Origin of the sequence: Camelimonas abortus, assembly GCF_042432745.1 — a bacterium.
GTDB classification, from domain to species: Bacteria; Pseudomonadota; Alphaproteobacteria; order Rhizobiales; family Beijerinckiaceae; genus Camelimonas; species Camelimonas abortus.
In genome coordinates, this window is record NZ_JBHLWR010000006.1 from 786,511 (window position 1) to 808,643 (window position 22,133).

The following is a 22,133-nucleotide window of genomic DNA, read 5'->3' on the forward strand; positions in this document are numbered from 1 at the left end:
GGCGTCGCGCGGCCGGCGGCCCGCGGTCCTGCACGTCCGCCGCAGGGGAACGGACCGCGCTTTCCGGGTGAAAACGCGTTAACTCAACGCCCCGGGCCCCGCCGGCCGCCGCGCGCCGGCCGGGCCCTGCGGGCCAGCATGGAGCAGCAATGTCGGTCTTCAACTCGGTTCGTGAAACGTTGGCGCCGGTCCACAAGGAAGGTTACCCGTTCATCATCGCCGGGGTGGTCGCCTCGCTGGTTCTGGGCTGGCTCTGGGAGCCGCTGGGCTGGGCGGGCGCGGTCGTCACCCTGTGGATCTGCTATTTCTTCCGCGACCCCGTGCGCGTGACGCCGCAGGACCCGGACGTGGTGATCTCGCCGGCCGACGGGCGCATCAGCAGCATCGTCGAGGTGGTTCCCCCGCCGGAGCTGCAGCTCGGCCAGGAGAAGATGCTGCGCATCTCCGTGTTCATGAACGTCTTCGACGTGCACGTGAACCGCGCCCCGGTGGCGGGCCGCGTGGCGCGCATCGCCTATACGCCCGGCCTGTTCCTCAACGCCGATCTCGACAAGGCCAGCGAAGACAACGAGCGCAGCGCCATGGTCATCGAGACGCCGCGCGGGCCGGTGGGCGTGGTGCAGATCGCCGGTCTCGTCGCCCGCCGCATCGTCAGCTTCGTGAAGGAAGGCGACCAGCTGGCGGCCGGACAGCGCTTCGGCCTGATCCGGTTCGGCTCGCGCGTCGACGTGTTCCTGCCGGCCGGCGTGGTTCCGGCGGTGGGTCTCAACCAGCGCGCCGTGGCCGGCGAGACGGTGCTGGCCGACCTGCGCGCCGGCGCGCAGCCGCGCGTCTTCGTCGCCTCCTGAGGACCTGTCCATGGCGGGCCTGTTCCCCCCCTTCGCTCCGGACGGCGGCGAGCCGCCGCGCCGGGGACTCAAATCCGTGCCGGTGCGGGTGCTGGTGCCCAACGTCATCACCCTGGTGGCGCTGTGCATCGGCCTCAGCGCCATCCGTCTCGGCATTGAGGGCAAGCTCGACCTGGCGGTGCTGTGCGTGCTGGCCGCGGCCATCCTCGACGGCGTCGACGGCCGGGTGGCGCGCCTGCTCAAGGGCACGTCACGCTTTGGCGCCGAGCTGGATTCGCTGGCCGATTTCGTCAATTTCGGCGTGGCCCCGGCGCTGCTGGTCTACACCTTCGCGCTGGACGGCCTGCGCTCGGTGGGATGGATCGTGGCGCTGGTCTTCGCCGTGGCGGCGGCGCTGCGCCTCGCCCGCTTCAACGTCATGCTGGACGACCCCGACCGGCCGGAGTGGATGAAAAATTATTTCGTGGGCATTCCGGCCCCGGCCGGGGCTCTGTGCGCGCTGCTGCCGGTTTACCTTCACCTGCTCGGCGTTCCTGCCCGCGATTTCCCCGGGATGATCAGCATCTTCATGCTGTTCATCGCCTTCATGATGGTGTCGCGCATCCCCACCTGGTCGGGCAAGACGCTGGGCCAGCGCATTCCGCGCGAGCGGGTGCTGCCGCTGTTCGTGGCCTGCGTGCTGGCCGCGGGCGTGCTGGCCAGCTACACCTTCGAGACGCTGACGGTGATGACCCTGGCCTATCTGCTGCTGATTCCGGTGGGCGTCGCCGCCTTCCGGCGTAACCTGCAGCGCCACGGCGCCGCCCCGGCGGGCGCCGCGACGGCGCAGCCGGAGGCGGCCGGAGAAACGCCGGAGCAGGGCGGCGCCGGTCCGGCAGGCGGCGCGCCCCCGGCCGCGTGATCCCTTCCGCCGCGGGGAGAAAGACCGGCGGAAACCGGCGCGGCGTCAGGGCCGCCGCGCCGCAGGCACAGCCATTCCGGAGACATGCTGAATGTCGGCAGGCGAAACATCCGCACCGCCAACCCTTCGTCTGGTCCTCGCCTCCGCCTCGCCGCGGCGGCTGGCGCTGCTGGAGCAGGCCGGCGTGCGCCCCCAGGCGCTGCTGCCGGCGGATATCGACGAGACGCCGCTCAAACGCGAGAAGCCGCGCGACTACGCCCGCCGCATGGCCAGGGAAAAGGCCCGCAAGGCCGCGGAGCTGCTGCGCGACGCCGGCGGCGACGGCGATTTCATTCTGGCCGCGGACACGGTGGTGGCCGTGGGACGGCGCATCCTGCCCAAGACCGAGCTGGTGGAGGAGGCGGACTGGTGCCTGCGGCTGCTCTCCGGCCGCACCCACCGCGTCTACACCGCGGTGTGCCTGATCTCGCCGCGCGGCGAGCGCGAGCGGCTGGTGGAGACCCGGGTGCGCTTCCGTAACCTGGGGCGGGAGGATCTCGCCGCCTATCTCGCCTCCGGCGAGTGGCGCGGCAAGGCCGGCGGCTACGCCATCCAGGGCGTCGCCGGCGCCTTCGTGGTGAAGCTGGTGGGGTCCTATACGGCGGTGGTGGGCCTGCCCCTTTATGAAACCGTGAACCTGCTGGCGGGCGAAGGCTATCCCGTGCGGGCCGGCTGGACGGCCTGAGCGCGAAGCGGCGCGCCCGCCGGCGACAACTGCACTGGTGTGAGCCCATGAACGACGCGAACAGGCCGCAAGACGGCGCTCCCCCGTCCGGACAGCCGGAGGCCTCGCCCCGCGGCGGCCGCTGCCCGGTGTGCGGCAATCCGGCGGCGAAGGGACTGGAGCCGTTCTGCTCGCCGCGCTGCCAGGACGTGGATCTCAACCGCTGGCTGAGCGGCGCCTATGTCATCCCCGGCCGTTCCCTTGAGGATGACGACGACGGGGAGTGACGCCGGCGGGGCCGCCCGTCCGGAGCGGTCAGCCCGGGATGACCGGCAGGAAGAAGGGCGAGAGCGCCAGCGCCGAGGCCACGGTGAGCGTCACGGCGATCACCGCCGCCCGCACGCCGCCGTCGCGGGCCTCGTCCACGCGCGCGGTCCTGACGCGCGCGCCCTGCGCGGGCGGCCGGTCTGCGAACGGCCCGGACCAGGCCGCCTGGCCGGCGGAGAAGGGAAGGGCCCGCCCGCCGGCGTCGCCGGCGCGCCGGGCGGGGCTGTGGTGATGGATCGTCAATGCCGCGCTCCTGGCTTCGCCGGCGCCGCGCGGTGTTGCGCGATCCGTCCGGCGGCGCGCCGGCCCATGGCCCGCGCGCTCTGGCGGAAACGGCGGCGGCGGGCCGAAAGTTCCGGCGGCGCGGCCGGCGCGGTCTGCCCCTGCGCGCGACGGTGGTTCACATCGGCGCCAGTTGTCCTACAAGTTCGAAAGCGCCGGCCGCCGCCGGGCGGGGGCAGACGCGCGCCGCCGCGGCGGCGCCCGCCGTCAGGATGGAAACGCGAACAGGAGTGGGCCACGGCGTCCGGAGCGGTCTCCGGCGGCCGTGGCGGGGAGCAGACATGGCTGCATTCAGCGACATGAACGTCATCATCACCGGCGCGGCCACCGGCCTTGGCGCCGCCACGGCGATCGGCCTGGCGCGGGCGGGCGCGCCGCGCCTGGTGCTCAACTACGCCTCCAGCCGGGAGGCCTGCGCCGCCACCGCCGAGGCCTGCCGCGCCGCGGGCGCGAAGGAGGTGCGCCTCGTCCAGGGCGACGTCTCGAAGGACGAGGACTGCCGCCGCATCGTCGCCGAGGCGCAGTCGTGGGGCGCGGTGCACGCCCTCGTCAACAACGCCGGCACGACGCTGCACGTGCCCCATGACCAGCTCGACCGCCTGTCAGCCGAGGATTTCCACCGCATTTACGGCGTCAACGCCGTCGGTCCGTTCCAGATGATCCGCGCCGCCCGTCCGCTGCTGGAGGCGGCGCACGCCGCCTGGGGGCTGCCGGCCTCGGTGGTGAACGTCTCCTCCATCGCCGGCCTCGCCGGCGTCGGCTCGTCGGTGGCCTATGTGGCCTCCAAGGCGGCGCTGAACGGCCTCACCGTGTCGCTGGCCCGGGCCCTGGCCCCGGCCATCCGCGTCAACGCCCTGTGCCCCGGCTATATCGACACCCCCTGGTTCGTGAAGGGCACGGGCCAGGAGAACGCTGACCGCCTGCGCCGCCAGGTGGCGGAGTCGACGCCGCTCGGCGTGGCGCCGAAACCTGAGGACGTTGCGGAAGTCGCCATCTTCCTCGCCGGCCCCGGTTCGCGCTACATGACCGGCGAACTGGTTCCCTGCGACGCCGGCACGCGCCTCGCCGGTCCGGGCCCCCGCCGCAGGTAAGGCCGCCGGCCGCGCCGCCGGTCTCCGCTCCGCCGTCGCGCGCGGCGGGGGCGGGGCGGCGCGTGACGGCGCACGATAACCCTGAGGAGAACACCATATGGAACTGAACGGCATCACCGCGCTGGTCACCGGCGGCGCCTCCGGCCTCGGCCGGGCCACCGCCGAGAGGCTGGTCGCCGGCGGCGCGAACGTCGTGATCGTGGACCTGCCTTCCTCGGACGGCGCCAACACCGCGAAGGAGCTTGGCCCGAAGGCGCAGTTCGTCCCGGGCGACGTCACCAGCGAGGCCGACATGCAGGCGGCCGTGGACGCGGCCAACGCCGGCGGCGCCCTGCGCGCGGTCGTGCACTGCGCCGGTCGCGGCGGCGCCCTGCGCATCCTCGACAAGAACGGCAATCCCGGCTCGCTCGAGCACTACGAGATGGTGGTCCGCATCAACCTGATCGGCACCTTCAACGTGCTGCGTCTCGCCGCCGCCGCCATGGCGAAGAACGACCTGGTCAACGAAGAGGAGCGCGGCGTCATCGTCAACACCGCTTCGGTGGCCGGCTATGAGGGCCAGATCGGCCAGATTCCGTACGCCTCCGCCAAGGCCGGCATCATCGGCATGACCATCGTCGCCGCCCGCGACCTCGCCAGCCGCGGCATCCGCGTCAACACCATCGCTCCGGGCATCTTCGACACGCCGCTGCTCGGCCGCCTCGCCGAGCCGATCCGCCAGTCGCTGGGCGCCAGCGTGCCGTTCCCGCCGCGTCTGGGCAATCCGAAGGAGTTCGCGATGCTGGCCGTGCAGATCATCGAGAACCCGATGCTGAACGGCGAGACCATCCGTCTCGACGGCGCCATCCGCATGGCGCCGCGCTGAGCCGCGCCGCGCCCGGGGGCGCTCCCGCGTCCCCGCCGCTTTCCGGCGCGCCGCGCAGGCTCCGGCCTGCGCCGGCGCGCCGGTTTTTTCCTCACGCCGCCGCGCCGCGCGGCGCGGGCGTGGAACGGCGCGACCGGACAGACAGCGACGTGTTCGCAACGAAAAGCGCCGGCGACATTCCGGAGGATCGCAGCAAATGAACATCAGGGACCTGCCGCTGGGCGAAGTGCGTCCGGCGCACCGGTTTGACGAGGGACGCCTGCACGCATGGCTGGCGCAGCGCATCGCCGGTTTCGGCGACGACATGCGCGTGCTGCAGTTCGCCGGCGGCGCCTCCAACCCCACCTTCCTGCTGACCACCGTCGCCGACGGGGGCGAGCGTCACTTCGTGCTGCGCAAGAAGCCGCCGGGCGTGCTGCTGCCCAGCGCCCACCAGGTGGACCGCGAATACCGGGCCATGCGCGCCCTGGCCGGCTCCGGCGTGCCCGTGCCCGTGGCCCGCGCCTATTGCGACGATCCCGCGGTCATCGGCACCGAGTTCTACGTGATGGACTTCCTGGAGGGCCGGGTGTTCCGAGACGCCACCCTGCCGGACCAGACGCCGGAGGAGCGCGCCGCCATTTATGACAGCCTCAACGACGCGCTCGCCCGCCTGCACGCCGTGGACTACAACGCCGTGGGCCTCGGCGACTTCGGCCGCGCCGGCGGCTTCTTCGGGCGCCAGCTGAAGCGCTGGTCCACCCAGTACCGCAAGGCGCAGACGGAAGACATCCCGGCCATGGAGCGGCTGCTGGAGGAGCTGCCGGCGCGCCTGCCGGCCGACGACGTCTCCACCATCGCCCATGGCGACTACCGCCTCGGCAACGTGATGTTCCACCCCACCGAGCCGCGCGTCATCGCCGTGCTGGACTGGGAGCTGGCCACCATCGGCCATCCGCTCGCCGACCTCGGCTACAACTGCTTCATGTGGCACACCGAATCGGCGGAGCTGGGCAGCCTGCGCGGCGTGGACTTCGCCGCCAGCGGCATCCCCACCGAGCAGCAGTATGTGGAGGCCTACTGCCGCCGCACCGGCCGCGATGGCATCGCGGACTGGAACTTCTACCTGGCCTTCGCCGCCTTCCGCCTCGCCGCCATCACCCAGGGCGTCTATCGCCGGGCGCTGGACGGCAACATCTCCACCGAGCGCGGCGAGCTGGTCAACGGCGCCGGCGCCATGGCCGAGCTGGCGCTGCGCCTGCTGCACCGCCCGGCCTGAGCCGGCCGCGCCAGGCCCGGGCATGAGAAGGCCCGGCGTCAGCGCGACGCCGGGCCTTTTGCGTTCTCGCCGCGGCGGCCGGCAGGAGGCTCAGCGCCCCGCCAGCTCCGCCGCGATTTCGTAGGAGCGCAGCCGCGCCTTGTGGTCATGGATGGCGGCGGCGATGATCAGCTCGTCGGCCTGGGTGCTGTCCACGATCGCCTGGAGCCGGGCGCGCACCGTGTCCGGCGCGCCCACCGCCGAGCAGGCCAGCATGGCCGAGACATGGGCCTTCTCGTGCGGCTGCCAGTAGCTCTCGATGTCGTCGATGGGCGGGCGCATCTTGCCCCGCACGCCGCGGATCAGGTTGACGAACTGCTGCTGCGGCGTGGTGAACAGCCGCTTCGCCTCCGCGTCGGTGTCGGCGGCGATGACGTTGACCGCGACCATGACGTGGGGCCGGTCCAGCTGCGCCGAGGGCTTGAAGCGCTCGCGGTAGAGGGCGATGGCCTCATGCAGCGCCGCCGGGGCGAAATGCGAGGCGAAGGCGTAGGGCAGGCCGAGCGCCGCCGCCAGCTGCGCGCCGTAAAGGCTGGAGCCCAGGATCCACAGGGGCACGTTGGTGTCATGACCGGGCACGGCCTGGATGACCTGCCCCTCGGCAACCGGCCCGAGCAGCGCCTGCAGCTCCAGCACGTCCTGCGGGAAATTGTCGGCGGCGGAGGGGTCGCGGCGCAGCGCCCGCAGGGTGCGCTGGTCCGTGCCGGGGGCGCGGCCGAGGCCAAGGTCAATGCGGCCAGGGAACAGCGTCTCCAGCGTGCCGAACTGCTCGGCGATCACCAGCGGCGAATGGTTGGGCAGCATGACGCCGCCGGCGCCGACGCGGATCGTGCTGGTGTGCGCCGCCACATGGCCGATCACCACCGCCGTGGCGGCGCTGGCGATGCCGGTCATGTTGTGATGTTCGGCGAGCCAGAAGCGGCGGTAGCCCCACTTTTCGGCGTGCCGGGCGAGGTCGACCGAGTTGCGCAGGGCGTCCGCGGCGGTTTGCCCTTCCGGGATGAACGCAAGATCCAGAACTGAAAACGGGGGCACTTGTACGACACTCCTCGGCGCCAGCGGCGCGTTGATTGGTCCGGACCGGGACGCGGCGATTCCGGAAAACGCCGGCGCCGGTCAACATCGTCGCCAAAAGCTCCCGTCGCAAGCGTGACCGGTATCATATGGGACCTGTTTGCGGGCAGGTCGCCCGTGCGCCTGGCGCATGGGTCGTGACGTCGCAGCGCCGGCGTGGCCGCGACAGGCGCCGCGGAGGGCGCCGCCTTTCCGCCGGCGCCGCCGGACGCGCCCGCCTTCGTCCTTGCCTTCGCCGCCGTTCCAGGCCCCCATGGCGACAGGCGCGACGGGCGCCGAAAGGGGAGGAAACGTGGCGATGCGGAGAAGGCCATGGATTGGCGTCGATCTGGACGGAACGCTGGCGCATTTCGACGAGTGGCGCGGCGTCGGGCACATCGGCGCGCCCATCGCGCCGATGATGGCGCGGGTCCGCCGCTGGCTCGAGGAGGACCGTGAGGTGAAGATCTTCACCGCCCGCGCCTCCGTCGACGAGCCGCTGCGCAGCGAGGTGATCGCCCACATCCACGCCTGGCTGGAGCGCCACGGGCTGCCGCGGCTCGAGGTGACCTGCGTCAAGGACCTGTGGATGCGCGAGCTGTGGGACGACCGGGCGGTGCAGGTCATTCCCAACACCGGCGTTTCGGTGGCCGACGAGCTGGAGGCCGGCCGCCTCGCCCGCGCCGGCAAGCCCTGAGCCGCGCCGGCGCTTCTCCGCGGCCTCCGGCTGTGCTAGCGCCGCCGCAGGGCCGCGCCGTGCGGCCGCCATGACAACGCGGAGCCTCGCATGTTCAGCCACGTGGTGCTGGGAACCAACGACCTGCAGCGCGCCAGGAAATTTTATGACGCCACCCTCGCCGCGCTGGGCGTGCCGCCGGGGGTGGAGATGCACGTGCACGCGCCGCGCGTCTATTACCGCCACAACGGCATGACCTTCGTGGTCACCGCGCCAGTCAATGGCGAGCCGGCCACCGCCGCCAACGGCGGCACCGTGGGCTTCGCCGCCCCCTCGGGCGAGGCCATCGAGGCCTGGCACGCCGCCGGTCTCGCCAATGGCGGAACCACCTGCGAGGATCCGCCGGGGGTGCGCGACACGCCGCGCGGCCGCTTCTACCTCGGCTACCTGCGTGATCCGGACGGCAACAAGCTGTGCGCCTTCCACCCGCTGTCCTGAGGGCGCGGCGGATTTTGGCGCCGGGCGGCGGAGCGCGTAACATCGGGCGGTCCGCGCCCGGAATGCCGGGGCGGACAGGGCGCAGGGCGGGCGCCGTGCGGCGCTGCTGGACCAGGACGGCTGATGTCTGACGACGCTCCCGAAACCACACGCGGCGCGCGGCCTGAGGCCGCGCGCGCCGAACCGCCGGCCGCGCGCCTGCTCGGCCGCACGGTCATCGCCTTCGATCCGGCGGCGGGCGAGGGTGCCTTCACCTATGTCGCCGGTCCCGGGTTCTGTAACCGCCACGGCACGGTGCAGGGCGGGCTGCTGGCGGCCATGCTCGATTCCGCCACCGGCTTCACCTTCATCGAAAGCCTGGGCCCCGGGCTGACGGCGGTGACGCGCGAGCTGCGCGCGCAATATCACCGCCCGGCCCGGCCAGGCGTCATTCACGCCCGCGCCCGCGTCGTGCGCAACGACGGGCGCGACGGCGAGGTCCACGGCGAACTGCGCGACGCCGGCGGCCAGCTGCTGGCCAGCGCCGTGGCGCTGATGCGGGTGCTGCGCCGCTGAAGGCGCGGCCGGCGCCCGCCGGTCCGGCCGCCGCGGCCCTGAGTCCGCCGCAGGCGGCGGATTTCGCTGCGAAAAAATGTTTTTTGCCCCGCCCCGCCGGCCGGAAAATTATTCCCGGTTTCGTCGCGCGGTGACGAATTTTTCCAAAGTGAATCCGGCGCCCCTGAAGATGATTGACCGGCTCCCGGGGCGCGGCGTTTGATGATGGCGGTCACGACGACCCGCGGGCATTTGACCACAGCAGCTTGCGCCGCGTCACCAAACGCTAAAGATCCGGCGCCGGCCGGAGGAGCTGGAGCAGAACCATGATGACGATCCCGTTTCACGTCGCCGCCCTGGCGCCTGAACTGACGTCCTGTCGTCGCGCGGCCTGACGCGCCTGCGGCGAAGGCCGCGAATGCTTTCCCTGACAATCCGGAATCTTTGACGCTGGCCCGCCAGCGAACGGGGACATCATGCCTGTTTCCACCGCACCAGGGGCTGCGGCGCCGCCCGGCTCCGCCCGTCCCTCCGGCGCCCGCGGCGCCGTGATCATCGAAATCGCCGACCTCGCCGCGGGAATCCTCGCGGCGGACGGCGCCGGCTACCGCTTTCACGCCGCCGGGCCGCGCTTCGCCGCGCTCGACGGCCGGATCTTCCGCTCGGCGGGGGAGGCTGAACGCGCCGCCCGCCATGTGCTCACCGCCCGCAAGCGCGTCTCCGGCGTTGCGGCGCCAGAAAGGGAGGCGCGCCGATGAGCGCCCTGCGTCTCGTCGCCCTGAGCGGCAACATCCACCGTCCGTCCAAGACCCGCGCACTGGCGGAGGCCGCCGTGGCCGCCGCCGCCCGTCGCCGGCCGTTCGCCCCCGAGATCTATGACCTCGTGGACATCGGTCCGGGCGTCGGCGCCTTCAGCCGCAGGGAGCTGCCCCAGGCCGGCCGCGACGTGCTCGACGCCATCGAGAACGCCGACGCCCTCATCATCGCCACGCCCGTCTACAAGGGCTCCTACATCGGCCTGCTCAAGCACCTGATCGACTTCATCGATCCGCAGGCCCTCGTGGGCCGGCCGGTGCTGCTCGGCGCCACCGGCGGCGGCCACCGCCACGCGCTGGTGGTGGAGCACCAGCTGCGGCCGCTGTTCGGCTTCTTCAGCGCGCTGGCCACGCCTACCGCCGTCTACGCCTCCGACGCCGACTTCGCCGACGGCGCGCTCGTGGCGGCGGACGTGCGCGCCCGCCTCGACCAGGCGGCGGACGAGCTCGTGCACCTCGCCGAGGCGCGCCGCCACGCCCTTGCCCGCGCGGGCGACGAGGCCCGGCGGGTGGCGTGAGCGCCCCCGCCTTTCCCGGAAACCAGGGGCCAGGAACGCGCCGCGGGCGCGCCAGGGAGCGCGCCGGAGAGCCGTCCGCCCCGCAGGAACGAGAGACAGCGCCATGACCAGCATGATCAGCCGCCGCACGTTCGCCGCCGCCGTCGCCAGTGCGGCCCTCGCCATCGCCGCCTTCGGGCCCGCCAGCGCCGGGGAGGCGCCGAAGGAGGTCCGCATCGGCTACCAGAAGGCCTCCGTCTCCATCGTCGCCCGCCAGTCTGGCCAGATCGAGAAGCGTCTGAAAGAGCTGGGCGTCGAAAACGTCAAATGGGTGGAGTTCCAGTTCGGCCCGCCGATGCTGGAGGCCATCGGCGCGGGCGCCGTGGACGTCGGCGCCGTCGGCGACACCCCGCCGGTGTTCGCCCAGGCCGCCGGCGCCAATGTGGTTTACGCCGCCGTCTCGCCGGCCTCGCAGCACGCCATCCTCGTCAGGGCGGACTCGCCGGTGAAGTCCGTGGCCGACCTGAAGGGCAAGAAGGTGGGCATCCCCAAGGGCTCCAGCGCCCACAACCTGGTGGTGCAGGCGCTGGCCGCCAACGGGCTGGCTTTCTCCGACATCCAGCCGGTTTACCTGACCCCGGCCGACGGCGTCGCCGCCTTCGCCCGCGGCTCCATCGACGCCTTCGCCGTCTGGGATCCGTTCTACGCCCTGGTGGAGCTGCGCCAGAACGGCCGTCCCGTCGCCGGTCTCGAGAACCTTCCGCCCACCAACGCCTTCTACCTCGCCAACGGCGACTTCGCGAAAAAGCATCCGGAGGCGCTGCAGGCGCTGCTGGACGAAATCCGCAAGATCACCGAGTGGGCCGGCCAGAACCGCGACGCCGTGGCCGAGGCCTCGCAGAAGGCCACCGGCATTGATCCGGAAGGCAACCGCCGCGCCATCAACCGCGCCGAATATTCGCTGCGGCCGCTCACCGGGACGGAGATCAGCAACCAGCAGAAGGTGGCCGACGCCTTCTACGCCCTGGGCCTGATCCCCAGGCAGATCACCGTCCGCGACATCGTCTGGACTCCGCCGCAACAGCGGGCCGCCCGCTGACGGCGGCCGCCGGGCCCGCTCCCGAAGGGCCACGAACATCCTGGACGGCCAGCGTCGCCCCCGCGCTGGCCGGCCGTTCTGACCCGCAAACACGGAGAAACGTCATGTCCGCCTCCAGTCGCAACGCCGCCGGTCCGCTGAACTTCTTCTGGTTCATTCCCACCCATGGCGACGGCTCCTATCTCGGCTCCGAGACGCAGCAGCGCCCGTCCGACCACGGCTATTTCCGCCAGGTGGCCCAGGCCGTGGACCGGCTCGGCTACAGGGGCGTGCTGCTGCCCACCGGCCAGAACTGCGTCGACAGCTGGATCACCGCCGCGGCGCTGGCCGAGGTCACCAGCCAGCTGAAATTCCTGGTGGCGCTGCGCCCGGGCGTGGTGACGCCGTCCTTCGCCGCCCGCCAGACCGCCGCGCTCGACCGGCTGAGCAACGGCCGCCTGCTGCTGAACGTGGTGGTGGGCGGCGTGCCGGCCGAGCTCGCCGGCGACGGCATCTATCTCTCGCACGACGAGCGCTACGCGCAGGCCGGCGAGTTCCTCACCATCTGGCGGCGGCTGATGGCTGGCGAGACCGTGAGTTTTGACGGCAAGTACTACAAGGTCGAGAACAGCCGTCTCGACTTTCCGCCGGCCCAGGAGCCGCATCCGCCGCTGTATATCGGCGGCTCCTCCGACGCCGGCATCGAGCTGGCGGCGGAGCAGACCGGGCTCTACCTCACCTGGGGCGAGCCGCCGGCGCAGGTGGCGGAGAAGATCGCCCGCGTGCGCGCCGCCGCGGCGCGGCGGGGCAGGACCATCCGCTTCGGCATCCGCCTGCACTTCATCGTGCGCGAGACCAATGAGGAGGCGTGGGCCGCCGCCGACCGGCTGATCAGCCGCATCACCGACGAGCAGATCGCCTTCGCCCAGGCGCGCCTGCGCGCCGCCAGCGACTCGGTGGGCCAGGCGCGCATGCTGGAGCTGCACCAGGGCCGTCGCGACCGGCTTGAGGTGTCGCCGAACCTGTGGGCCGGCGTCGGCCTGGTGCGCGGCGGCGCCGGCACGGCCCTGGTGGGCGACCCGAAGACCGTGGCCGAACGCCTGCGCGAATACCAGGCGCTGGGCATCGATACGGTGATCGGCTCCGGCTATCCGCATCTGGAGGAGTCCTACCGCGTGGCCGAGCTGCTGTTCCCGGAGCTGGGCATCGAGCGGCCGGGCGCCCGTTACCGCAAGGGGCTGGCCAATGAGTTCGCCGGCGCCCGGGCGGTGGGCGCCGGGACCGGCCCGGCTAACCTCAGGGCGGCGGCGTCATGAGCGACGTGGCGGTCAAGGCCGTGGCCACTTCCGCCCCGGCCGTGGAGACGGCGGAGGCGAAACGCTCCGCCCGTTTCCTCACCCGCGCCTTCGGGCGTTTCGCCTCGGGCAATCTGGCGGGCTGGATCGCCCCGGCGCTGATCCTCGCGCTGTGGGAGTTTCTGGCCCGCATCGGCTACCTGCAGCCCAACGTGCTGCCGGCGCCGACGGCCATCGTGGCGGCGGCCGTCCGCCTCACCGCCAGCGGCCAGCTGCCGGAGAGCATCGCCGTCTCCAGCCTGCGGGCGCTGGCCGGCTTCGCGGCGGGCGGCGGCGTCGGCCTCGCGCTGGGTCTGGCCAACGGCCTGTCGAAGCTGAGCGAGAAGCTCACCGACACCAGCCTGCAAATGGTGCGCAACGTGCCGCATCTGGCGCTGATTCCGCTGGTGATCCTGTGGTTCGGCATCGACGAGGGCGCCAAGCTGTTCCTGGTGTCGCTGGGCGTGTTTTTCCCCATGTACATCAACACGCTGCACGGCATCCGCAACGTGGACCCGCAGCTCATCGAGATGGGGCGCATTTACGGCATGAAGCCTGGCGAGCTGTTCTGGCGGGTGATCCTGCCCGGAGCGCTGCCCTCCATCTTCGTCGGCCTGCGTTATGCGCTCGGCATCATGTGGCTGACGCTGATCGTGGCCGAGACCATCGCCGCGGAGTCCGGCATCGGGCACATGGCCATGCAGGCGCGCGAGTTCCTGCTGGTCGACGTGGTGATGCTGTCCATCATCATTTACGCGCTGCTCGGCAAGGCCGCCGACAGCATCGCCCGCCTGCTGGAGCGGCTGTCGCTGCAGTGGCATCCGGCCTACCGCAAGTAAGGAGGCGATCATGGCTGCAACAGTCGCCGCCGCCCGTGCGTCCGCCAGCGCGGCGTCCGGGGCGGCGTCCCGGCCGCGGGCCGGCGGCGCCGCGGTCACCATCCGGGGCCTGTCGCGTTCATTCGGCGACAAGCAGGTGCTGAAGCGGGTGGACCTGCACATTCCCGCCGGCCAGTTCGTGGCGGTGGTGGGCAAGAGCGGCTGCGGCAAGAGCACGCTGCTGCGGCTGGTCGTGGGGCTGGACCAGCCGACCTCCGGGCACATCACGCTCGCCGGCGTGGACGGCGCAGGGGACGGGGAGGCGGGCGCCGTGGAGGGCGTGCGCATCATGTTCCAGGAGCCGCGGCTGCTGCCATGGGAGCGGGTGCGCGGCAATGTGGAGGTGGGCCTCAGCCGCGCCCTGCCGCGGGCGGAGCGCAAGGCCATCGCCCAGCGCACGCTGGAGGCGGTGGGGCTGGGCGACCGCGGCGGCGAGTGGCCCGCGGTGCTCTCGGGCGGCCAGAAACAGCGCGTGGCGCTGGCGCGCGCCCTGGCCAGCGGCCCGCGCCTGCTGGCGCTGGACGAACCGCTGGGCGCGCTGGACGCGCTGACCCGCATCGACATGCAGCGCCTGATCGAGCGGGTGTGGCAGGAGCAGGGATTCACCGCGATTCTTGTGACCCACGACGTGAGCGAGGCGATCGCGCTTGCAGACCGCATCCTGGTGATCGACCAGGGGACGATCGCGGCCGACATTCCGGTTCCCGGCGCGCGGCCGCGCCGGCGCGGCGACCCGGAGCTGGCGGCGCTGGAAGGGCGGATCATCGACGCCCTGTTCAACGACCACGCCGCGGGGATCTGACCGGCCGTCTCCTGTTCCGCCAGGCGATGGATGCGGGCGAATCCGGGCCATGCGCCCGGATTTTTGTTGTGACGCGGCGCCTCCATGACCGGCGCGCCCTGGCCCGGGGCGCGTCGCGTCTTTTCCTGATATGTTATCTGTCATAACGTCATGGCTGACAGCAGAACGGGAGGTCGTCATGGAGGTGACGCGCAGGGCGTTCCAGTTTGGCGCGCTGGCGCTGCTTTCGTCTGCGGGCGCGCTGGCCTGGGGCGCGCGCGGACGGGCCGCCAGCGGCGCGCCGGGCGTCACGGACACGGAAATCCGCCTCGGCCAGACCATGCCTTACAGCGGCCCCGCCGCGGCATGGAGCGCAATCGGCCGCACCGAGGCCGCCTATTACCGCATGATCAACGACCAGGGCGGCGTCAACGGGCGCAGGATCAACCTCATCAGCCTTGACGACGCCTATTCCCCGCCCAAGACCGTGGAGGCCACGCGCCGCCTGGTGGAGCAGGACGAAGTGTTCGCCATCGTCGGCTCGCTCGGCACCGCCCCCAACGCCGCCATTCACAGATATCTCAACAGCAGGGGCGTGCCGCAGCTGCTCATCTCCAGCGGCATCAGCCGGTTCAATGATCCGAAAAACTTCCCCTGGACCATGCCGGCGCTGCCCAGCTACCTCACCGAGGCGCGCATTCTCACCTCATGGGCCATGCGGCGCGCGCCGGGCGGGCGCATTGGCCTGCTGATGTCCAACGACGATCTCGGGCGCGACGCCCTCGCCGGCGCCAGGCAGGCGCTCGGCCCCGACGCCAGCCGGCTGCTGGTCGCAGAAAGCTACGAGCTCACCGACGCCAGCGTCGATTCCCAGATCCTCAAGCTGAAGTCCGCCGACGTCGGCGCGCTGCTGGTTTACGCCTCGCCCAAGTTTGCGGCCCAGACCATCCGCAAGCTGTCGGAAATGGGCTGGCGGCCGCTGCGCCTGCTGTCAAGCATCGCCGCCTCGGTGGCGGGGGTGTTGCAGCCGGCGGGGCTGGAGAACAGCGTCGGCGTCATTTCGGTGGCCTATGTGAAGGATCCCACCGATCCGGCGTGGGAGAACGACCCCGGCATGAAGCGCTGGCACGCCTTCATGGACAAATATCTGCCTGGCGCCGACAAGTCTGATCTCAACTACACCACCGGCTATTACATCGCCGATTTCGCCACCCGCCTGCTGAAAGCCTGCGGCGACAGGCTGACGCGGGAAAACCTGATGCGCCACGCCGCCAACGTGCCGGGATGGGAGTTCGACACGCTCATCCCCGGCATCAGGGCGCGCACGACCCCGGACGACTTCGCGCCGCTGAAGCAGATGCAAATGATGACCTTCGACGGCCGGCGCTGGAATCTCACTGGCGAACTGCTCGGCCAGGAGGGCTGATCCGGGGCGGCCGGGCGCACGTCCCGCCGTGGTCACGGCCCGGCGCCAGGGATGCGGCGCGGGGCCGGCGCGTTCGCCGGCGCCGCCGCGCCTCCGGCGTGGCCACGGACGCCCGGTCAGGGCAGGCGTGGGCGCGGGGAGGGGACCGGCGCGCCGGCCCGGCGGGAGGCCCGCTGCGGGAAAGGACGGCGCCTGCAGGACCTATGCCCGGCGTCTGCGCCGGCTGGGGAAGCGCGCCCCGTTTGCGGGGAACGGATCGCTTGCAGGCGCCGCCCCGCCGCCTGCGTCCGGGGCGTCATGTCCTGGAGCGTCATGTCCTGGGGCGTCATGTCCTGGCCTGACGCCGTCGCCAGGACGGAACGGGCGGCATGACGGAACGGGGCCTGCGGGACGGAAAAAGGCGCCTGCGGAGACTGGCGCGGCGCGCCATCCGGGGCGGCGCGGATGCTGCGGAACGTCCGGGTCACGCCCCGGCCTCACGCGGCTGAAGCGGCGTCGCATGTGAAGGGCGCGGACGGACGCCGCGGCGTTCCGCCCCGCCCGGAAAGGCGCGAACAGACAGGTTGCCGGAGCCTCCGGGGCCACGCGCAGGGAACAGCGGGCGCAGGCAGCCAGCCGCGCCGCGATCTCCGGTCAACTTCCCAAACGCGCGCTCCCGCCCGCTCCGCAGGGCGTGGCGGCGGCGCGCGCCGGCGCGCCCGGTCCTCAGAGGTCCACCAGCTGGGCGTCGGGCGCGTTTTTCTTCACTGATTCGATGCCCTTGTCGCGGCTGGCCGCGCTTTCGTAGAGCTCGCTGGTGCCGATGACCTGGCCGTTGGCCGCCTTCAGGTTGAACATGTATTTCCCCGACGGCGTCACCTTGCGCTCGTAACGGCTGTCGTCACGCGCGTTGACCTGCACCGAATGCACGCCGTTCACGGCGCTCGCCCGCTGTTTGTAGCCTTCGCTCGACAGGATGTTCTGGCCGTTAGCAGCCTTCAGGCGAAACCGGAACTGCCCGCTTTTGTCCTGGTAGATTTCGAATTTCGCCGCCATTGGCAGATGCTCCGTTATTGAGGCCCCCTCCGGATATCCGCGCAGGATTCCCCCGTTTCCCCTGATCATCGCCAGGTTTAACGGTCGATGGCAAGTGTGACCGGACAATTATGGCGACATTGTTATGCAGAATCCGCGCTCCGGTCATGTGCGCCTGAACCGGCATGACCAGCGGACTGGCCGGGGCCCGCCCGGCGCGCGGCTGCACATGATCTTGTCATGGCCGGAGAAACGATGTCGCCGGTTATTGTTTACTTTGTGTCCCGGAATGGGCTGGCGCCGTTACGGCGCGTCCAGCTCCAGCAGGGCGCGCACGCGCGCGGCGATGGCGAGGCAGCTGGTGAGGCCGGGACTCTCGATGCCGAGCAGGTTGACGAGGCCGCGCACGCCGTGCGCCTGCGGCCCGTCGATGCGGAAATCCGCCGCCGGTTCGCCCGGTCCGTGTAGCTTGGGGCGCACCCCCGCCCAGGCCGGCGCCAGCGCTCCCTCGGGCAGGCCCGGCCACCAGCGGCGGATGGCGGCCTCGAACATGGCCTGGCGCGCCGGATCCACCGCATGGTCGTCGGGCCGGTCGGTCCATTCCACGTCCGGGCCGAAGCGCAGCTGGCCGCCAGTGTCGAGGGTGGCGTGCACGCCGAGCCCGGCGGCGCGGCCGCTGGCCGGTGCCCCGGCCGGATAGATCAGGCGCGTGAACGGGCTGCGGCCGGTGAAGGCGAAGTAACTGCCCTTGGCGAACCACTGCCGCGGCGCCGCCTGCGGCGGCAGTCCGGCGGTGTTGCGGGCCAGCAGCGGCGCGCCGTGCCCGGCGGCGTTGACCACGTAACGGGCGCTGAGCGTGGTCTCTTCCCCGGCGCCGGCCACCTGCACCAGCAGGCGGTCGCCGTCCGGGATGATGGCGCGCGCTTCGGCCCGCAGCGCCGTCTCGCCGCCGGCGGCGCGCAGGTCGGCCGCAAGCGCCTGGATGAGGCCGTGAACGTCGATGACGCCGGTGTCGGCGCAGTGCAGCGCGGCGACGCAGGCGATCTCCGGCTCCAGCGCCTGCGCCTCGCGGCCGTCGATGAGGCGGATGTCGCGCACGCCGTTGCCCAGCGCCCGCTGGCGCAGGGCCGGCAGGGCGGCCGCCTCCGCTCCGGTCACGGCCACGATCAGCTTGCCGCACAGGCGGAAGTCCACGCCGGCGGCGGCGCAGTACCGCGCCAGCATGGCCCGGCCGGGGGCGCACAGCTGCGCCTTCAGCGAACCGGGCGGATAATAGACGCCGGCGTGCATCACCCCGGAGTTGCGCGCCGAGGTCTCGCGGCCGACGCCGTCGCCGCGCTCCAGCACGATGGTCTCAAGGCCCGCCTGGGCCAGGGCGCGGGCCACGGCGAGGCCGACCACTCCGCCGCCCGCCACCACCGCGTCCGTATGAAATGCGCTCATCTGTCCCGTCCCCAGGCGCGGCGGTCAGGGCAGGCCCCGTCAGGGCCCCGCGCCGCGCCAGATGTTGTATACCGCCGAGTCGCGGCCCTGGCCCGCGGCGGCGCGGGGCGGGGCCGCTACGGGCCCGGGCCTTCAGGGAGCATGGCATGGCTGGCGTGACCATTTACGGCATCCGCAACTGCGACACGATGAAGAAGGCGCGCGCCTGGCTCGACGCCCACGGCGTCGCCTGCGCCTTCCATGATTACCGGGCCGCCGGCGTCAGCGAGGAGCTGCTGCGCGGCTGGATGGAGCGCGTCGGCTGGGAGACGCTGCTGAACCGCGCCGGAACCACCTTCCGCAAGCTGCCGGAGGCCGCGCGCCAGAACCTCGACGCCGGCGGCGCCCTGGCGCTGATGCTGGCGCATCCGTCGGTGATCAGACGCCCGGTGCTGGTCTGCGGCGACGCGGTCATCGTCGGCTTTCGCGAGGCCGACTACGCGCGGCTGCTGGCCGGGGCCGGCTGATCGCTCCCGGCGCGGTCCGGTCCGCCGCCGCGGCGCGCCCGGGTCCATGGGGCCGGCGCGCCTGCCGGCGCCGTTTTCCGCCGCGCGCCGCCGGGCGGGGTTTTCAGGAGAGGGAGAGGCGTCATGAGCGCAGCCGTGACAGGAGCCGCGGACAGGCCGCGGCAGGGCGGGGCGGCGGGTGTCTGCGTCGCGGCGCTGTATCACTTCGTCCGTTTCGATGATCCGGCGGCGCTGCGCGGGCCGCTGGCGCGGCTGTGCTGCAGCCTCGGGGTGAAGGGCACGCTGCTGCTGGCCCGCGAGGGCGTCAACGGCGCGATCGCCGGCCCTGACGCGGCCGTCGCCCGCGTGGCGGCGCATGTGCGCGCCCTGCCGGGCTGCGCCGGGCTGGAGGTGAAATATTCCCGCGCCCCCTCCATGCCGTTCCGGCGCATGAAGGTGCGGCTCAAAAAAGAGATCGTCTCCATGGGCGAGCCGGACGTCGATCCGCTGCGTGGCGCCGGCGTGCATGTGGAGCCCGGGGACTGGAACGCCCTGATCTCCCGCGATGACGTCGTCGTCATCGACACGCGCAATGATTACGAGATGGCCATCGGCGCCTTCGAGGGCGCGGTGCGGCCGGACATCCGCACGTTCCGCGAGTTTCCGGCATGGTTCCGGCGCGAGCGCGAGCGGCTGCTGGCGCCGCGCGGGCCGGACGGCGCCCCGCCGAAGGTGGCCATGTACTGCACCGGCGGCATCCGCTGCGAAAAGTCCACCGCCTTCCTGAAGCGCGAGGGCGTGGCGGAGGTGTTTCACCTCCGCGGCGGGGTGCTGAACTATCTGGAGACCGTGCCGGAGCGGGACAGCCTGTGGCGGGGCGACTGTTTCGTCTTCGACCAGCGCGTTGCGGTGGGGCACGGGCTGGCGCCGTCCGGCCACACGCTGTGCCCGGCGTGCCGGCGGCCGCTGTCGGCGGCCGACCGCGCCCGGCCGGAGCATGTGGAGGGCGTGAGCTGCGCCGCCTGCGCCGCCGGGCTGGACGCGGACCGGCGCGCCGCCCTGGCGGAGCGCCACCGGCAGGAGCAGCTGGCGCGCCGGCGCGGGCGCGCCCATCTTGGCGCCGACATGGCGACGGAGCGCGCCCGCCGGCGCGGAACGGCGCCGGACGGGTGAAGGGCCCCGCCGGCTCAGCGGCCGGCGTTGCGGGCGTCGGCGGCGAGGCCCGCGCCCGGCTGGTTCTCCGGCGGCGCCGTGATCCCGGCCTGCCGCAGGGTGCGCTCCAGCATCTGCTCGTAGATCGGCCGTCCGCCCAGCCACTGGGCCACGAGGCTGGCGGTGAGGCAGGCGGCCAGCATCGGCAGGGTGAGATCATAGGCGCCGGTGAGCTCCACCACCAGCACCACGCCCACCGCCGGGGCCCGCACCGCCGCGGTGAACAGCGCCGCCATGGCGGTGACGCCGAAGCTCACCGGATTGACGTTGAGGCTCGCCATCAGCCCCGGCTGGATCATGTCCAGCGCCGTGCCGAAGGCGAGGCCGACGCAGGTGGCCAGCGTCAGGATGGGGGCGAAGATGCCGCCCGGCGCGCCGGCCGAATAGCTGGTCACCGAGGTGACGAAGCGCGCCGCCGCCAGCAGCAGCAGCGCGCCGAGGGCCGGGGTGACCACGACGATCTCGGAGATGACCCGCTCGCCGCCGGTCACCGTGTGCGGAGCCAGCGCGAACAGCGCGCCGGTGGCGAGGCCGACGAAGGCGGGCCAGACATAGGGCAGGCGCTTCTGGGCCTCGGCGGCGAAGTCCAGCAGCGCCATGATGAACAGGTTGAACAGCACGCCGAGCACGCCGAGCAGCGCGCCCAGAACCGCGAACAGCGGCAGCGCCGCCAGACCCGCCTCCACCGTGGCGATGGGCATGAACGGCCGCACGCCGGAGATCAGGCGCGTCACCAGCGTGCCGGTGACCGCGGCGGCGAACACCCCCATGTAGGTGCGGAACGTGTAGGGAAACTGCCGCCGCGTCTCCTCGATCACGAACAGCACGGCGGAGAGCGGCGCGTTGAAGGCGCAGGCGAGGCCGGCCGCGCCGCCAGCCGCCAGCAGCGCCCGTCGGTCCACCCCGCCCACGCGGAACATGTCGGCCGAGGCCAGCGCCGCAGAGCCGCCCATGTGAATCGTCGGCCCTTCGCGGCCCAGCGCCAGGCCGGAGCCGATGGCGGCCACGCCGGCCACGAATTTCACCGGCAGCACGCGCCGCCAGCGCACCTCGCGCAGCCCCTCGATCGAGCCTTCGATCTCCGGAACGCCGCTGCCGCTGGCTTCCGGCGCAAACCGCCGGGTGATCCACACCGCGAACACGGCGGCGACCATGGTGATGGCGCTGCAGGCGGCCGTCAGCCGCCAGCCGTCCAGCTGCTCCGCCAGCTGCGCCGGCCAGCGCACGAGACTGTCGATGATCAGGTGGAAGACGCCGCCGAAAACGCCGGTGAGGGCGCCGGCGACGAGCGCCACGAACACGAAAAGCGCCTGGCGGGCAGGCGTGTCGGGCTGATCTTCCTGCATCAGCGCTCCCCCGGATCCCGTCACGGCACCCTGTGCGCCAGCATGGCGCGCCGCGCTCCGGCGCCCGTCGCGGCGACAGCCTGAACGCAGATTACCTGGCGGGCGTCGACTGCACCACCAGGCCGGCGATCCACTCGCCGGGGCTGACGCCGGCTTCCTTCGCCAGGGCGTTGACCCGGTCGGCGGTGGTGGGCGGCAGCGGCACGTTCACGAACACCGCTTCTTCGTCGGTGATGTTGTAGACGCGGTGGGTGAGGATGGCGGCCACCTGCTGCACGCGCAGGCTTTTCTGCAGGGTGGAGAGGCTCTTGTTGGCGGCCACGGACGGGCAATAGGCGGCGACCACCTGGTCGATGATCATGGCGCGGCTCACGCCTGCCTTCTTCAGGGCGTCGACGGCGGCGTCCAGCTGCTCCGGCCTGTCGAGCGGGTCTCCCTGGCCCAGCAGTTCCTGAACGGTCTTGGCCTGGGCCTGTGCGTCGGCGCCAGTGATGGCCGGGCAGACAAACTCCCCGGCGGCCTGCGCGGCGACGGCGCTGAAAGAGAGCGCAACGCCGACAGCGGCTCCCGCCAGAACAGTCTTGAGCATGGGGTGAAGTCCTCTCTTGGTGGTGTGATCCTGCGCGCACATTCGCATGCACGGACACGCTTAGGCAATCGGGGCTGGGGATGCCTGCGCGTGGCCACAGGCGCGCAGCGCCGCCGCGGGCCGGGAACCGCCGGGCCCGTGGCGCATTTCCGTTGCGGCG

Annotated in this window: 24 protein-coding genes and 2 pseudogenes; 19 read left to right on the forward strand and 7 right to left on the reverse strand. The window is 72.2% G+C overall.

Annotated features, from left to right (window positions below; all coding sequences use genetic code 11):
• Positions 1-86: 86 nt before the first annotated feature.
• The 4 genes and pseudogenes from ACFFJB_RS05875 to yacG all read left to right on the forward strand — a co-directional run.
• Positions 87-848: pseudogene (locus ACFFJB_RS05875) on the forward strand (phosphatidylserine decarboxylase); the annotation flags it as partial.
• A 10-nt stretch (positions 849-858) separates the two neighbouring features.
• Positions 859-1,749, forward strand: coding sequence for a CDP-diacylglycerol--serine O-phosphatidyltransferase (gene pssA, locus ACFFJB_RS05880; protein ID WP_376830328.1), 891 nt, complete (start codon positions 859-861; stop codon positions 1,747-1,749).
• Positions 1,750-1,840: 91 nt separating this feature from the next.
• Complete coding sequence (locus ACFFJB_RS05885) at positions 1,841-2,473, forward strand: Maf-like protein (protein WP_376830329.1); 633 nt, start codon at positions 1,841-1,843, stop codon at positions 2,471-2,473.
• A gap of 47 nt (positions 2,474-2,520) precedes the next feature.
• Positions 2,521-2,739: a DNA gyrase inhibitor YacG gene (yacG, locus tag ACFFJB_RS05890; protein WP_376830330.1), complete on the forward strand. Its 219-nt coding sequence runs from the start codon at positions 2,521-2,523 to the stop codon at positions 2,737-2,739.
• A 28-nt stretch (positions 2,740-2,767) separates the two neighbouring features.
• Here the strand turns inward: yacG and ACFFJB_RS05895 are convergent, their stop codons facing one another.
• Positions 2,768-3,022, reverse strand: a complete 255-nt coding sequence (locus ACFFJB_RS05895) for a hypothetical protein (RefSeq protein ID WP_376830331.1) — start codon at positions 3,020-3,022, stop codon at positions 2,768-2,770.
• 320 nt (positions 3,023-3,342) lie between these two features.
• On the opposite strand from ACFFJB_RS05895, the gene ACFFJB_RS05900 reads away from it, so the two are divergent.
• From ACFFJB_RS05900 to ACFFJB_RS05910, 3 genes are all read left to right on the forward strand, one after another.
• Positions 3,343-4,152: an SDR family NAD(P)-dependent oxidoreductase gene (locus tag ACFFJB_RS05900; protein ID WP_376830332.1), complete on the forward strand. Its 810-nt coding sequence runs from the start codon at positions 3,343-3,345 to the stop codon at positions 4,150-4,152.
• Positions 4,153-4,249: 97 nt separating this feature from the next.
• Entirely contained in the window at positions 4,250-5,017 is a 768-nt protein-coding gene (locus ACFFJB_RS05905; protein ID WP_376830333.1) for an SDR family NAD(P)-dependent oxidoreductase, read from the forward strand.
• Between the two features lie 196 nt (positions 5,018-5,213).
• Positions 5,214-6,275, forward strand: coding sequence for a phosphotransferase family protein (locus ACFFJB_RS05910; protein ID WP_376830334.1), 1,062 nt, complete (start codon positions 5,214-5,216; stop codon positions 6,273-6,275).
• A 90-nt stretch (positions 6,276-6,365) separates the two neighbouring features.
• Here the strand turns inward: ACFFJB_RS05910 and ACFFJB_RS05915 are convergent, their stop codons facing one another.
• Complete coding sequence (locus ACFFJB_RS05915) at positions 6,366-7,349, reverse strand: LLM class flavin-dependent oxidoreductase (RefSeq protein ID WP_376830335.1); 984 nt, start codon at positions 7,347-7,349, stop codon at positions 6,366-6,368.
• 337 nt (positions 7,350-7,686) lie between these two features.
• Between ACFFJB_RS05915 and ACFFJB_RS05920 the strand changes: the two genes are divergently transcribed.
• The 10 genes from ACFFJB_RS05920 to ACFFJB_RS05965 all read left to right on the forward strand — a co-directional run bounded on the left by ACFFJB_RS05920 (position 7,687) and on the right by ACFFJB_RS05965 (position 15,884).
• Complete coding sequence (locus tag ACFFJB_RS05920) at positions 7,687-8,064, forward strand: hypothetical protein (RefSeq protein ID WP_376830336.1); 378 nt, start codon at positions 7,687-7,689, stop codon at positions 8,062-8,064.
• A 90-nt stretch (positions 8,065-8,154) separates the two neighbouring features.
• Complete coding sequence (locus tag ACFFJB_RS05925; protein ID WP_376830337.1) at positions 8,155-8,541, forward strand: VOC family protein; 387 nt, start codon at positions 8,155-8,157, stop codon at positions 8,539-8,541.
• A gap of 123 nt (positions 8,542-8,664) precedes the next feature.
• A complete protein-coding gene (locus ACFFJB_RS05930) occupies positions 8,665-9,096 on the forward strand; it encodes a PaaI family thioesterase (protein WP_376830338.1) in 432 nt (143 codons plus the stop codon).
• A gap of 455 nt (positions 9,097-9,551) precedes the next feature.
• On the forward strand, positions 9,552-9,833 hold the full coding sequence (locus ACFFJB_RS05935) for a hypothetical protein (protein WP_376830339.1): 282 nt from the start codon (positions 9,552-9,554) through the stop codon (positions 9,831-9,833).
• The gene (msuE, locus tag ACFFJB_RS05940) at positions 9,830-10,408 is read left to right on the forward strand and encodes an FMN reductase (protein WP_376830340.1); all 579 of its coding nucleotides are present in this window, start codon (positions 9,830-9,832) and stop codon (positions 10,406-10,408) included. The genes ACFFJB_RS05935 and msuE overlap by 4 nt, the downstream gene beginning before the upstream one ends.
• 103 nt (positions 10,409-10,511) lie before the next feature.
• A complete protein-coding gene (locus ACFFJB_RS05945) occupies positions 10,512-11,486 on the forward strand; it encodes an aliphatic sulfonate ABC transporter substrate-binding protein (RefSeq protein WP_376830341.1) in 975 nt (324 codons plus the stop codon).
• Positions 11,487-11,590: 104 nt separating this feature from the next.
• On the forward strand, positions 11,591-12,781 hold the full coding sequence (ssuD, locus tag ACFFJB_RS05950; RefSeq protein ID WP_376830342.1) for an FMNH2-dependent alkanesulfonate monooxygenase: 1,191 nt from the start codon (positions 11,591-11,593) through the stop codon (positions 12,779-12,781).
• Positions 12,778-13,638, forward strand: coding sequence for an ABC transporter permease subunit (locus tag ACFFJB_RS05955; protein WP_376830343.1), 861 nt, complete (start codon positions 12,778-12,780; stop codon positions 13,636-13,638). Before ssuD ends, ACFFJB_RS05955 begins: the two co-directional genes overlap by 4 nt.
• A 10-nt stretch (positions 13,639-13,648) precedes the next feature.
• On the forward strand, positions 13,649-14,479 hold the full coding sequence (locus tag ACFFJB_RS05960; RefSeq protein ID WP_376830344.1) for an ABC transporter ATP-binding protein: 831 nt from the start codon (positions 13,649-13,651) through the stop codon (positions 14,477-14,479).
• Positions 14,480-14,657: 178 nt separating this feature from the next.
• Positions 14,658-15,884 carry an ABC transporter substrate-binding protein gene (locus tag ACFFJB_RS05965; protein WP_376830345.1) on the forward strand — a complete coding sequence of 409 codons (1,227 nt, stop codon included), beginning with the start codon at positions 14,658-14,660 and terminating at the stop codon, positions 15,882-15,884.
• 705 nt (positions 15,885-16,589) lie between these two features.
• Here the strand turns inward: ACFFJB_RS05965 and ACFFJB_RS14990 are convergent.
• From ACFFJB_RS14990 to ACFFJB_RS05975, 3 genes and pseudogenes are all read right to left on the reverse strand, one after another.
• A complete protein-coding gene (locus ACFFJB_RS14990; RefSeq protein WP_446680586.1) occupies positions 16,590-16,721 on the reverse strand; it encodes a YegP family protein in 132 nt (43 codons plus the stop codon).
• A 39-nt stretch (positions 16,722-16,760) separates the two neighbouring features.
• A pseudogene (locus ACFFJB_RS14995) lies at positions 16,761-16,919 on the reverse strand (YegP family protein); the annotation flags it as partial.
• 282 nt (positions 16,920-17,201) lie between these two features.
• Entirely contained in the window at positions 17,202-18,341 is a 1,140-nt protein-coding gene (locus ACFFJB_RS05975; RefSeq protein ID WP_376830347.1) for an NAD(P)/FAD-dependent oxidoreductase, read from the reverse strand.
• A 146-nt stretch (positions 18,342-18,487) separates the two neighbouring features.
• Here ACFFJB_RS05975 and ACFFJB_RS05980 point away from each other — a divergent pair, with 146 nt between their 5' ends.
• Positions 18,488-18,847, forward strand: a complete 360-nt coding sequence (locus ACFFJB_RS05980; protein WP_376830348.1) for an ArsC family reductase — start codon at positions 18,488-18,490, stop codon at positions 18,845-18,847.
• A gap of 123 nt (positions 18,848-18,970) precedes the next feature.
• The gene (gene trhO / locus ACFFJB_RS05985; RefSeq protein ID WP_376830349.1) at positions 18,971-19,999 is read left to right on the forward strand and encodes an oxygen-dependent tRNA uridine(34) hydroxylase TrhO; all 1,029 of its coding nucleotides are present in this window, start codon (positions 18,971-18,973) and stop codon (positions 19,997-19,999) included.
• Between the two features lie 14 nt (positions 20,000-20,013).
• Here trhO and clcA read toward each other — a convergent pair whose 3' ends face one another.
• Together clcA and ACFFJB_RS05995 are read right to left on the reverse strand one after the other, a co-directional pair.
• On the reverse strand, positions 20,014-21,384 hold the full coding sequence (clcA, locus tag ACFFJB_RS05990) for a H(+)/Cl(-) exchange transporter ClcA (protein ID WP_376830350.1): 1,371 nt from the start codon (positions 21,382-21,384) through the stop codon (positions 20,014-20,016).
• 91 nt (positions 21,385-21,475) lie between these two features.
• Positions 21,476-22,015 carry a hypothetical protein gene (locus tag ACFFJB_RS05995; RefSeq protein ID WP_376830351.1) on the reverse strand — a complete coding sequence of 180 codons (540 nt, stop codon included), beginning with the start codon at positions 22,013-22,015 and terminating at the stop codon, positions 21,476-21,478.
• Between the last annotated feature and the right edge of the window lie 118 nt (positions 22,016-22,133).